Source organism: Bacillus tuaregi, assembly GCF_900104575.1.
GTDB classification, from domain to species: Bacteria; Bacillota; Bacilli; order Bacillales; family Cytobacillaceae; genus Bacillus_BD; species Bacillus_BD tuaregi.
In genome coordinates this window covers 2,680,140-2,692,693 of record NZ_LT629731.1, presented here as the reverse complement: position 1 = coordinate 2,692,693, position 12,554 = coordinate 2,680,140, and the positions used below count along the sequence as shown (strand labels likewise).

12 protein-coding genes are annotated in these 12,554 nt (G+C 38.7%); all 12 read left to right on the top strand.

Going from position 1 to position 12,554, the window contains the following annotated elements; translation table 11 throughout:
- Nucleotides 1-196: 196 nt before the first annotated feature.
- The 12 genes from yfmF to spoVS all read left to right on the top strand — a co-directional run bounded on the left by yfmF (nt 197) and on the right by spoVS (nt 12,481).
- Entirely contained in the window at nt 197-1,471 is a 1,275-nt protein-coding gene (yfmF, locus tag BQ5321_RS15185) for an EF-P 5-aminopentanol modification-associated protein YfmF (protein WP_071395278.1), read from the top strand.
- Nucleotide 1,472: 1 nt separating this feature from the next.
- Entirely contained in the window at nt 1,473-2,762 is a 1,290-nt protein-coding gene (gene yfmH / locus BQ5321_RS15180) for an EF-P 5-aminopentanol modification-associated protein YfmH (RefSeq protein ID WP_071395277.1), read from the top strand.
- Between the two features lie 70 nt (nt 2,763-2,832).
- Nucleotides 2,833-3,555 (top strand): elongation factor P 5-aminopentanone reductase, encoded by a 723-nt coding sequence (gene ymfI, locus BQ5321_RS15175; protein ID WP_071395276.1) that lies wholly within the window; start codon nt 2,833-2,835, stop codon nt 3,553-3,555.
- Nucleotides 3,556-3,648: 93 nt separating this feature from the next.
- The gene (locus BQ5321_RS15170) at nt 3,649-3,909 is read left to right on the top strand and encodes a DUF3243 domain-containing protein (RefSeq protein ID WP_071395275.1); all 261 of its coding nucleotides are present in this window, start codon (nt 3,649-3,651) and stop codon (nt 3,907-3,909) included.
- A 339-nt stretch (nt 3,910-4,248) separates the two neighbouring features.
- Nucleotides 4,249-5,040 carry a YmfK family protein gene (locus tag BQ5321_RS15165; protein WP_071395274.1) on the top strand — a complete coding sequence of 264 codons (792 nt, stop codon included), beginning with the start codon at nt 4,249-4,251 and terminating at the stop codon, nt 5,038-5,040.
- A gap of 20 nt (nt 5,041-5,060) precedes the next feature.
- Nucleotides 5,061-5,978, top strand: coding sequence for a helix-turn-helix domain-containing protein (locus BQ5321_RS15160; RefSeq protein WP_071395273.1), 918 nt, complete (start codon nt 5,061-5,063; stop codon nt 5,976-5,978).
- A 75-nt stretch (nt 5,979-6,053) separates the two neighbouring features.
- Nucleotides 6,054-6,632 (top strand): CDP-diacylglycerol--glycerol-3-phosphate 3-phosphatidyltransferase, encoded by a 579-nt coding sequence (gene pgsA, locus BQ5321_RS15155; RefSeq protein ID WP_071395272.1) that lies wholly within the window; start codon nt 6,054-6,056, stop codon nt 6,630-6,632.
- A 48-nt stretch (nt 6,633-6,680) separates the two neighbouring features.
- Nucleotides 6,681-7,928: a competence/damage-inducible protein A gene (locus BQ5321_RS15150; protein WP_071395271.1), complete on the top strand. Its 1,248-nt coding sequence runs from the start codon at nt 6,681-6,683 to the stop codon at nt 7,926-7,928.
- A 331-nt stretch (nt 7,929-8,259) separates the two neighbouring features.
- Nucleotides 8,260-9,309 (top strand): recombinase RecA, encoded by a 1,050-nt coding sequence (gene recA, locus BQ5321_RS15145; protein ID WP_071395270.1) that lies wholly within the window; start codon nt 8,260-8,262, stop codon nt 9,307-9,309.
- A 258-nt stretch (nt 9,310-9,567) separates the two neighbouring features.
- Nucleotides 9,568-11,130 carry a ribonuclease Y gene (gene rny / locus BQ5321_RS15140; protein ID WP_071395269.1) on the top strand — a complete coding sequence of 521 codons (1,563 nt, stop codon included), beginning with the start codon at nt 9,568-9,570 and terminating at the stop codon, nt 11,128-11,130.
- Nucleotides 11,131-11,211: 81 nt separating this feature from the next.
- A complete protein-coding gene (locus BQ5321_RS15135; RefSeq protein ID WP_071395268.1) occupies nt 11,212-12,009 on the top strand; it encodes a TIGR00282 family metallophosphoesterase in 798 nt (265 codons plus the stop codon).
- 211 nt (nt 12,010-12,220) lie between these two features.
- Nucleotides 12,221-12,481 (top strand): stage V sporulation protein SpoVS, encoded by a 261-nt coding sequence (gene spoVS / locus BQ5321_RS15130; protein ID WP_071395267.1) that lies wholly within the window; start codon nt 12,221-12,223, stop codon nt 12,479-12,481.
- Nucleotides 12,482-12,554 lie beyond the last annotated feature (73 nt).

Here is a 12,554-nt window from a genome sequence, read left to right as displayed (position 1 = left end):
CATTTGTCTGTACCTTTTTCATGATACGGCTTGTTGGTTTCCCCAAGAATTGAATTTTCTGCTCGCAAAACTTGATTGTAAGAAATTAACAAGGTTATAGTAAGGATATGTTCATATTTGCAGGAAATTATAGAAAATAACTGTCTTACTGTTTACATATGGATAAGATAAGCGGAATTTTAAGGAGGAACGAATGATGGGTGTTTTATCGGAAAATATTACGGATGTAAAAGGGATGAAGCTGCATATCATCTCAACTGAGAAATATAAAACGAACACAATCGTTTTCAAAATGAAGGCTCCTTTAAGTCTAGAGCATGTAACAAAACGAGCACTACTTCCTCATGTATTACAAAGCAATTCGAAGAAATATCCAACAACCTCTCTTTTAAGATCCTATTTGGATGAACTATATGGAGCAACTTTTCATGTGGATTTAGGGAAAAAGGGTGAATACCATATCATTAGCTTATCGATTGAAATAGCCAATGAAAAGTTTTTATCTGATTCAACACCACTATTGGCAAAAGCATTTGGGTTTTTAGCGGAGGTTGTAACCAATCCGAATACAAAGGGCGCTTCCTTTGATAGCACAACAGTCGATAATGAGAAGCGTTCTTTAAAACAGCGGATTCAATCCGTCTATGATGATAAAATGAAATATTCTAACTTTCGTCTTATTCAGGAAATGTGCAAAGAGGAGGCTTATGCTCTAAATGTGCATGGTCAGCTAGAGGATGTAGATTCCATAACTCCACAAAGCTTATATGATTACTATCAAGAGGCGATCGCACACGATGAACTGGATCTATATGTTGTCGGGGATGTACAGAAGGATGAAGTAGAGACATTAGCGAATAGCCTGTTTCAATTTAGCTCCCGGAAGCCGAAACTGATAGTGGATAGTCCTGTGCAAATAACATCTGTAAAGGAAATAAAAGAGGTTCAGGACGTAAAGCAAGGAAAGCTGAATATTGGCTATCGAACGAATGTATTATACGGTGATAAAGATTATTATGCCTTGCAAATATTTAATGGAATCTTTGGTGGTTTTTCGCATTCGAAATTGTTTCTTAATGTGAGAGAAAAAGCTAGCCTTGCTTACTATGTTGCTAGCCGTTTAGAAAGCCATAAGGGTTTAATGCTGGTTATGTCAGGAATTGATAATAAAAATTACGAGCAAGCAGTTACCATCATTAAGGAACAGATGAAAGCAATGTCAGCAGGTGAATTTACAGAAGATGAAATCAAGCAGACAAAAGCAGTTATTCGGAATCAACTGCTTGAAACAGTTGATAATGCAAGAGGAATGGTAGAGATTTTATATCATAACGTTGTCTCAAAAGAGAATATTTCATTAGATTATTGGCTAGAGGCGATGGAAAGTGTAACGAAGGATGAGATTACGAAGGTAGCAGGTAAGATTGAATTAGATACCATTTACTTTTTGACTGAGGGGGCGCAACAATAGAATGGAAAAAATAGAATTTAAGCAACTCCAAGAAGAGCTTTTCCATGAAAAGCTTGATAATGGCTTAGAAGTATATATATTGCCAAAAAAAGGCTTTAATAAAACCTATGCAACGTTTACGACAAAATATGGCTCCATCGATAACCACTTTGTTCCACTTGGTAAAGAAGAATACTTAAAGGTGCCTGATGGAATTGCTCATTTTTTAGAGCATAAGCTGTTTGAAAAGGAAGATGGTGATGTCTTTCAGCAATTTAGTAAACAGGGTGCTTCAGCTAATGCTTTTACTTCTTTTACGAGAACAGCCTATTTATTTTCAAGTACGTCTGCTGTAGAGCTAAACCTTGATACCTTATTAAATTTTGTTCAGGAGCCATATTTTAGTGAAAAAACAGTTGAAAAGGAAAAGGGGATTATCGGTCAGGAAATAACAATGTATGATGATAATCCTGATTGGCGGCTGTATTATGGAGTGATTCAAAATATGTATCATACCCACCCAGTCAGCATTGATATTGCAGGGACGATTGAGTCTATTTCACATATTACAAAGGACCTCCTCTATGAATGCTATGGGACCTTTTATCATCCAAGTAACATGCTGCTATTTGTTGTTGGTCCGGTGGAACCAGAAAAAATTATGAATCAAATAAAAGAGAATCAACGAAAACGGAACTATGAATCTGTCCCAGAAATTAAGCGTCAGTTTGACCCAGAACCAGTAGAGGTAGCGGAGAAAAAACAAGTTCTTAAAATGAATGTCCAAACATCAAAGTGTATGGTTGGGATAAAAGCGCTTGATAAGGCGTACTCTGGAGCAGAAATGCTGAAGTATGAGCTAACATTAAATATGATGCTTGATGTTTTATTTGGTAAAACCTCGGATAATTATCAGCATTTATATTCTGCAGGACTAATTGATGATACTTTTTCGTTTGATTACAGTCAGGAAAAAGGGTTTGGCTTTGCTATGATTGGCGGTGATACACCTGAACCTGATCGCCTAGCTAACGACTTACAAAAAATGCTCGAATCGGCAAAGCAAGGAAGTGCTTTTACAGCTGAAAATATTGAAAGGACGAAGAGGAAAAAAATCGGGACATTCCTACGTGCGATCAATTCACCTGAATATATCGCCAATCAATTTACACGATATGCTTTTAATGACATGAACCTATTTGATGTGGTTCCAACACTTGAGAGAATTACGGTGGATGATTTGAAGGCAGCAGCTGCTGAATTGATAGCAGAAGAACGTATCACTGTGTGCCAGGTAGTTCCAAAAAAATAACGCCGACTTGTCGGTGTTTTTTTGCTACCATTACGTTAAAACGTGAAAAGGGTGGGGAAGTGATTTTTATATGAGGAAATACGCTTTAATAACCGGGGCAAGCGGAGGAATTGGGCATGCGATGGCGAAAAAATTGGCAGAGACAGGCTATTCTCTTTATTTACACTATCATCAAAATGCTCAAGCAATCAGGGAACTTTTAGATGAATTGTCCATATATGAGGGTGAATTTATTCCTATACAGGCAGATTTGTCAACGCCGGATGGCTATAAAAAGCTATCTAGTAATATTTTTACCCTAGATTCCATCATTCATAATAGTGGTATAAGTCATTATGGCTTATTTGTTGATACAGATAGAGAAACCGTTGAAAATTTAACGATGATCCACTTGACTTCACCTATTATGCTAACGAAGGAATTGCTTCCAAAATTAATTAGACAGCAGTCTGGTTCCATTTTGTTCATCACGTCAATCTGGGGTCAAACTGGTGCCTCCTGCGAAGTCATCTATTCAGCTGTAAAGGGAGCGCAAATCTCTCTAGTAAAATCCTTAAGCAAGGAATTAGCACTGAATGGAATCAGAGTAAATGGTGTCGCTCCTGGAGCTGTCAATACGACGATGCTCGGTCATTTTACTAATGAAGAATTAGACATGATCAAGGCAGAGATACCGATGGGGCGCTTGGCAGAACCAGAGGATATTGCAAACAGTGTGTCTTTTTTACTTTCAGAGAAAGCAAGCTATATTACAGGGCAGATACTAAGTGTGAATGGCGGTTGGTATATGTGATATGGCGAGTTTGAAACTATAAGAAAGGATGTATATTTTGAATCTCTAACATGCAAAATAATAAGGTAATACTACTATAGGAGGTTCAAAATTATGTCAATTTTAGAAAACTGGCAGCAATGGAAAGATTTTTTAGGGGATCGCTTGAATCAAGCAGAGCAGCAAGGGATGGATAAAAATACGATTAATGATCTTGCTTATCAGGTTGGTGATTACTTAGCAAAACAGGTAGACCCTAAAAATGAACAGGAAAGAGTGCTGGCAGATTTATGGTCGGTTGCAACTCCTGAAGAACAACATGCCATTGCAAGCATCATGGTCAAGCTTGTAGAAAATAATGGCACAAATCAGTAACTGTATGACCTAATACCTTTTATTTTTATCTGCTGTAAGAGAGGATATCGTGTTCATAAGAACCATCCTCTCTTTTTTTATTTCGCACTATAAATTATATTGTAATAGTAATTATCTATGAAAATGCTGAATATTTATACAATGGTTTTTTATATTCTTAATGGATTTTAGTTAGATTTCCTACTTTTTTTCTTTCATCTTCTTATAAAATCAGATATGATAGAGGTTGGGATTTATAGGGTTATCAATATGAAATAACTTAAAGAGCTATGGCTATGATACATTTATCTGTGAGAAACTAGTTAACAACATCAACCAATAGAAGGAGGGGGTTATAGGATGGAGAAAGAGGAATGGTATTTAGAATATAAAATCCAATCTAATCGACCTGGCCTGTTAGGGGATATCGCTTCTCTATTAGGAATGATGTCAATCAATATAGTTACGATAAACGGGGTTGAAGAAGATCGGCGTGGGCTGCTTATTTTAGCAAAAGATGATAAACAAATTGAAAGACTTGAGTCTATTTTACATACTATGGATACAATAGAACTGATTAAACTAAGAAAGCCGAAGCTGCGGGACCGCCTGGCCGTTAGACATGGCCGATACATACAAAGAGATGCAGATGATAAAAAAACCTTTCGTTTTGTTCGAGACGATTTAGGCATTTTAGTTGATTTTATGGCGGAATTGTTTAAACAGGATGGCCATAAATTAATCGGGATTCGGGGCATGCCCCGAGTTGGAAAAACGGAATCAATTGTTGCTTCAAGTGTTTGTGCGAACAAGCGCTGGTTATTTGTATCATCGACTTTATTAAAGCAAACAATCCGAAATCGATTAATTGAAGATGAATATAATAAGGACAATTTATTTATCATTGATGGAATTGTTTCGACTAGAAGAGCTAATGAAAAACATTGGCAGTTAATTAGGGAAATCATGAGATTGCCTGCCGTAAAAGTAATTGAGCATCCTGATATCTTTGTTCAAAATACTGAGTATACACTTGATGATTTTGATTACATGATTGAGCTTCGTAACGAACCAGACGAAGAAATTACGTATGATATAGTGGAAAAAAACACTCTGTTTTCTTCTGCTGAATTTGGAGAGTTTGACTTTTAGGTAGTTGGAAGGTGTTGTAATTGACAGAATTAGGTAATCGCTTAAAGGAAGCCCGTTTAGAAAAAGGCTTGAGTCTTGATGATTTACAGGAAGCTACGAAAATCCAAAAGCGGTATTTGATTGGTATTGAAGAAGGCAATTACAGTTCGATGCCTGGTAAGTTTTATGTGCGGGCCTTTATTAAACAGTATGCAGAAGCTGTTGGTCTTGAACCAGAGCTGCTATTTGAGGAGTATAAAAATGAGATACCCAGTATCCTAAGCGAGGATATTCCCGGACAACTTTCTCGTGTTCAAACTAGAAAATCACTTTCTGAGAGCAGTTCGAAGGTGCTGGATGTACTTCCGAAGGTGTTGATTGGCGTTCTTGTCATAGGGGTGTTTGTCTTTATCTGGTATCTAGCACAGAAATATTCAGGGGATGATGATCGTCAAACGGCTCCGCAAGAAAGTAAGCAAGAAACTAGATATGAAGAGTCAGCAGATTTGGCGGATATTAGCAAAGAAGACGAATCGAGTCAGTCTAATGATAAAGAGAACATAAAGGATAGCCAGGAAGAAACAAACGAGAAAAAAGAAAAAATGGAGGACGAGCCTCAAGTCTCGCAAGAATTAAAAAATATTGAAGTAAATGGTGACAAATCTGTATATGAACTGAAGAATGCAGATACATTTGAATTAAAGGTTGTATCAAAAGGTGAAACATGGGTGAATATTAAAAATAGTAAAGGCTATTCCTTCTTTCAAGGTATGATGAGAACAGGGGAAACGGAAAGCCAAACCCTTGATATGTCACAAGAAACGGAAGTCATTGTTGTAGCGGGGAATTCAACTGCAACAGATATTTATATAAACGGACAGAAGCTGGAATATGTGGTCTCTCCAGCTGAGGTTGTACGTCAGGATATTATTATCCGTTATGTCAAACCGAGTGAATAGTCATCATAAAGGTGATGACTATTTTTCTCGTATACATATGCTTAGCTTGCTCATTTGTTTTGGAGGGAAAATGAAATGAATCTGCCAAATAAAATCACAATATCACGAATTTTTTTAATTCCTATTTTTCTCATCATTATGGTTTTTCCATTTTCATGGGGAGAGATATCGATATTAGGAACATCCATGCCAATGACACATTTTGTTGGGGCTTTAATCTTTATTATTGCTTCTACAACCGATTGGATTGATGGACATTATGCCCGCAAATATAATATGGTTACCAATTTAGGTAAATTTCTTGATCCGCTTGCCGATAAACTCTTGGTATCTGCTGCTCTGATTGTTCTGGTTGAGCTGCAGCTGGCACCGTCGTGGATCGTCATTATTATCATTAGCCGGGAATTTGCGGTTACCGGTCTGCGTCTCGTGTTAGCTGGTGCAGGAGAAGTTGTAGCGGCCAATATGTTGGGTAAAATAAAAACTTGGACACAAATTGTGGCCATTTCGGCACTGCTATTACATAATATATTATTTGAAATGATGTCGATACCTTTCGATATTATTGCCCTCTGGGTTGCATTGTTTTTCACGGTCTGGTCAGGATGGGATTATTTTGTGAAAAATAAAGAACCCTTTATCCATTCAAAGTAAATTACATTTAGGCAAACGAATCATTCTATTACGTAAAGGGGTATGTTCATGCATGCAGAAATTATTGCCGTTGGGTCTGAATTATTATTAGGCCAAATAGTCAATACGAATGCTCGTTTTCTTTCAAGAACCCTTGCTGATATGGGAATCAATGTATATTACCATACAGTAGTTGGTGATAATGCCAGTCGATTAAAGGCTGCTATTGAGGTTGCTGAAGGTCGTGCGGATATGATTATTTTTACAGGTGGCCTTGGTCCAACAAAGGATGATTTGACAAAAGAAACCATTGCCACTCATTTAGGAAGACCGCTTATTACAGATGAACAAGCGATGCATTCAATAGAAGCCTATTATAGCCGGGTTGGCAGAACGATGTCCGCGAATAACCGGAAACAAGCATTGGTCATTGAGGGCTCCGAAGTGATGCCAAATGACCACGGAATGGCGCCAGGTATGATTGTCTCCAAGCAAAATCAACTTTATTTATTATTTCCTGGACCTCCAAAAGAAATGGAGCCGATGTTTTTAACATATGCACGCCCAAGCATCATGAATAAGCTTCAAGTAAAGGAAAAAATTATTTCCCGAGTATTGCGTTTTTTTGGAATTGGTGAATCACAGTTGGAAACAGAGATTGAGGATTTGCTCGATGCTCAATCCAATCCAACCATTGCTCCATTGGCAGGTGATGGTGAAGTGACGCTTAGGATTACAGCCAAGCATCAATCAGAAACTGCTGCACTTGAGTTAATCTCTGATACAGAAAAGTTAATTCTTAGTCGAGTAGGGGAGTATTTCTATGGCTATGATGAAACCTCCCTTATGAGTGAGCTTTCGGAGATAGTAAAAGAAAAGAAGCTGACCATTGCTGCAGCTGAAAGCTTAACTGGCGGTATGTTCCAGAAAGAGTTAACGTCTATTCCAGGTGCAGGCTCTTTATTAATGGGCGGAGTCGTGTGCTATAATCCGGAAGTAAAGAAAAATGTATTGAAAGTAAAGCCTGAAACGATTGCTAAGTACGGGGTTGTGAGTGCCGAATGTGCAAGTGAGCTGGCTGAAAATGTAGCAACTTTAATGAGGTCGGATATTGGGATTAGCTTTACAGGTGTTGCGGGTCCAGAGGAATTAGAAGATAAGCCAGCCGGTACGGTATTTATTGGGATTAAGATAAAAAATCAGCCAACTATAGTAGAAGAGTTAAAACTTGGTGGCAACCGGACAATCATTCGAATCCGCACCGTTCAGCATGGATGCTATCGTTTATTAAAAGAAATCTTAAACCTCGAAGAATAAACATAATGACAGATAACAAGACTCCTTTCACTCATGAAAGGAGTCTTGTTGCTCCTTGACTATAACAACTTAAGCTGGTAATATTACTTTTTTAATCTTAAGATTCCAATTGAATTTTTGATTTTTAGTGATAAAAACCTACTGAAAAAGGATAAAGTAGTAATAAATTTGAGCATTTTCAAAGAATTATAGCCTCGAAAAATAACGAATAAATGTTCGATATTTTAATAGACAAAATAGCAAAAACAAGCTATAGTAAAGATAGATTTTGAGATGAGACAGCCGTAACCTTCGGCTTTAGATAGGTTTTATTTTAAAGGAGGAAAATGCAGTGAGTGATCGTCAAGCAGCCCTTGAACAGGCGTTAAAACAAATAGAAAAACAATTTGGTAAAGGTTCTATCATGAAGCTTGGGGAACAAACTGACAGAAGGATATCTACATGTCCAAGTGGTTCCTTGGCATTGGATGCAGCCCTTGGTGTAGGCGGATATCCAAGAGGACGTATCATTGAAGTATATGGTCCAGAAAGTTCAGGTAAAACGACCGTTGCTCTCCATGCAATTGCTGAGGTGCAGGCTAAGGGTGGACAGGCAGCGTTTATTGATGCTGAGCACGCGCTGGATCCAATCTATGCGCAAAAATTAGGAGTGAATATTGATGAGCTCCTACTATCACAGCCTGATACAGGAGAACAGGCATTAGAGATAGCGGAAGCGCTGGTACGAAGTGGTGCAGTTGATATTGTTGTTGTGGACTCTGTTGCAGCCCTTGTTCCAAAAGCAGAAATTGAAGGAGAAATGGGAGACTCACACATGGGTCTTCAGGCACGCTTGATGTCACAGGCACTTCGTAAGCTTTCTGGAGCTATCAATAAATCAAAGACCATCGCGATTTTCATTAACCAGGTTCGAGAAAAAATTGGCGTTATGTTTGGTAACCCTGAAACAACTCCAGGAGGACGTGCCTTAAAGTTCTACTCATCTGTACGTCTTGAGGTTCGTCGTGCTGAAGCGATTAAGCAGGGAAATGATATCGTCGGGAATAGAACCAAAATTAAAATTGTCAAAAACAAAGTAGCGCCACCATTCCGTACAGCTGAAGTGGATATTATGTACGGTGAAGGGATTTCAAAAGAAGGTGAAATCATCGATATTGGTGCAGAGCTGGATATTGTTCAAAAGAGTGGCTCTTGGTACTCCTATAATGATGAACGACTTGGACAAGGTAGGGAAAATGCTAAGCAGTTTATTAAAGAAAACCGAGAAATTGCGTTTGAAATTCAGCAAAAAATTCGTGAGCATTACGGCCTCGACAGTGATGCGGCAGCTTCGCCAACGGCTGACGCCCTTGAGCAGGATGAGCTTGATTTAATTGATTAATGGATGACTGGGCAAAGTCTATGAAGACTTTGCCCTTTTAGATATGTTTAGAAACTTTTTGATATTTAAAATTAGCAAAAGCTGTAAGGACAATCACTTGACATTGAAAATACTCACCTTTACAATTATATATGTATATTTTACTTTTCTATGAGTATTAAAAGCCATTGAGCTGTATATTGAATTCTGAACAATGTACATGTCGACACTTTAGAAACGTAACTGGAAAACAAGTTCATAGCAGAAGGAGGTGAAATGATGGACCTATTAGCTGCAATCATCTCCATTTTGCTTGGCCTTATCGTCGGTGTAGTTGTTGGCTATTTTGTTCGTAAATCCATTGCTGAAGCTAAAATTGCAGGAGCACGAAATGCAGCAGAACAAATAGTAGAAGATGCGAAACGTGATGCGGATTCTTTAAAGAAAGAAGCCATGCTGGAAGCAAAGGACGAAATTCATAAGCTTCGTAATGAAGCGGAGCGTGAAATTCGTGAGCGAAGGAATGAACTGCAAAAACAAGAAAATCGTTTACTGCAAAAAGAGGAAAATCTTGACCGTAAAGACGAAACGTTAGAAAAACGTGAAGCACTTTTAGAGAAAAGAGATGATTCTCTTAACAAAAGACAACAGCATATTGAAGAGATGGAAAGCAAAGTGGACGAGATCGTAAAAACACAACAATCAGAGTTGGAGCGAATCTCGGGCTTAACTCGTGAAGAGGCAAGGACCATCATTTTAGAGCGGGTCGAACATGAATTAAAACACGATGTCGCTGTAATGATAAAAGAAAGCGAGATAAGAGCAAAAGAGGAATCTGACAAGAAGGCAAAAGACATCTTGTCACTGGCTATCCAACGATGTGCAGCTGATCATGTGGCTGAAACTACAGTATCAGTTGTAAATCTTCCAAATGACGAGATGAAGGGACGTATTATCGGCAGGGAAGGCCGTAACATTCGGACGTTAGAAACCCTAACTGGTATAGATCTTATTATTGATGATACACCGGAAGCAGTTATTCTTTCCGGATTTGATCCAATTCGACGAGAAACTGCACGTTTAGCGCTTGAAAAGCTAGTTCAGGATGGCAGAATCCATCCAGCTCGTATTGAAGAAATGGTGGATAAAGCACGACGTGAAGTCGATGAGCATATTCGTGAAATTGGTGAACAAACAACCTTTGAAGTCGGTGTACATGGTCTACATCCAGACCTAATAAAGATTCTTGGTCGATTGAAATTCCGTACAAGTTATGGTCAGAATGTGTTAAAGCACTCAATAGAAGTCGCACAGCTGACAGGAATGCTTGCGGCTGAGCTTGGTGAGGATGAGACATTAGCACGTCGTTCAGGCCTGCTTCATGATATTGGAAAAGCGATTGACCATGAAGTCGAGGGCAGTCATGTTGAAATCGGGGTTGAATTGGCAACTAAATATAAAGAACATCCAGTCGTCATTAACAGTATTGCTTCACATCATGGGGATACAGAACCAACCTCCATTATCGCAGTTCTTGTGGCTGCTGCTGATGCATTATCTGCGGCTAGACCAGGAGCAAGAAGAGAGACGCTTGAGAATTACATTCGTCGTCTAGAAAAACTAGAAGAAATCTCTGAATCTTTTGATGGAGTTGAAAAATCATTTGCGATTCAAGCTGGCCGCGAAGTGCGGATTTCAGTAAAACCGGAACAAATAGACGATTTAGAAGCACATCGTCTTGCCCGTGATATTCGTAAAAAGATTGAAGATGAGCTTGATTATCCAGGCCATATTAAAGTCACGGTTATTCGTGAAACAAGAGCGGTTGAATATGCAAAATAAAGCGGTGTGTATACACCGCTTTTATTTTATGTAAACATTTGTGTTTCATGAACAAATAAATTTGATAAAGAAGGGGTATACATGAATATACTGTTTATCGGAGATGTTGTAGGCTCATTAGGGCGTGATATGATAAATGAATATTTGCCTAAGCTAAAAGACAAATACCGTCCACATATCACAATCATTAATGGAGAGAATGCTGCTGCAGGAAGGGGTATAACAGAAAAAATATACCGTGGTTTTTTAGAAGCAGGAGCACAGGTCGTGACGCTGGGAAATCACACGTGGGACAATCGTGAAATTTATGATTTTATTGATAATGCAAAGTACCTTGCTAGACCGGCTAATTTTCCAGAGAATAATCCAGGAAAAGGGATTGTTTATTTGAAGATGAATACTGACGAGATAGCTGTGATCAGTCTACAGGGGAGAACCTTTTTGCCTCCAAGCGATTGCCCATTTCAGAAGGCCGACGAATTAATTAAGGAGGCTAGAGAGAGAACACCTATCATATTTGTTGATTTCCATGGAGAAGCTACGAGTGAAAAGCAAGCGATGGGCTGGTATTTGGACGGGAGGGTCTCAGCTGTCATAGGAACACATACCCATGTGCAAACCGCAGATAATCGAATTCTGCCTGATGGGACTGCTTACTTATCAGATGTCGGTATGACAGGACCGTATGATGGGATATTAGGGATGGATAGAGAGGTTGTACTGAGAAGATTCCTCACGAATATGCCAGCCCGCTTTGAGGTCCCTAAAACGGGTAGAAGTCAATTGAGTGCCGTATGCATTGAGATTGATAAAAAAAGTGGTAGGGCCAAAAAAATGGAACGTATTTTAATTAATGATGATCACCCGTTCTATTCATAATGATTGAAAAAGAAACATACTATATACCGTCCCCAATTTTTTCGTGGGGAGGAAATTAGTATGTTTCTTTTTTTACTTGAAACTAGGTCGCTTTTTTCGACCAAGCCGGAATAACTGAATTGTTTCCTGAATATAGTAACATTGGAATGATTTAACCTGAATTGTTCGTTCCACGAACATATGGGAGGGACCAAACAAGGAGGAGCTAGGAATGGAAATATTAAAAGTTTCAGCAAAGTCTAATCCTAATTCTGTAGCTGGTGCGCTTGCTGGGGTTCTGCGAGAAAGAGGTGGAGCAGAAATTCAAGCAATTGGTGCGGGTGCATTAAATCAAGCGGTTAAAGCGGTAGCCATTGCAAGAGGATTTGTCGCACCTAGCGGGGTGGATTTAATATGTATCCCAGCCTTCACTGACATTTTGATTGACGGTGAAGAAAGAACTGCGATTAAATTGATTATTGAACCTAGATAACACAACATGAACATAAGTAGAACCTGTTTGCAGTTGCAAGCAGGTTTTTCAAGTGTGGAAGAGTATCGATTTT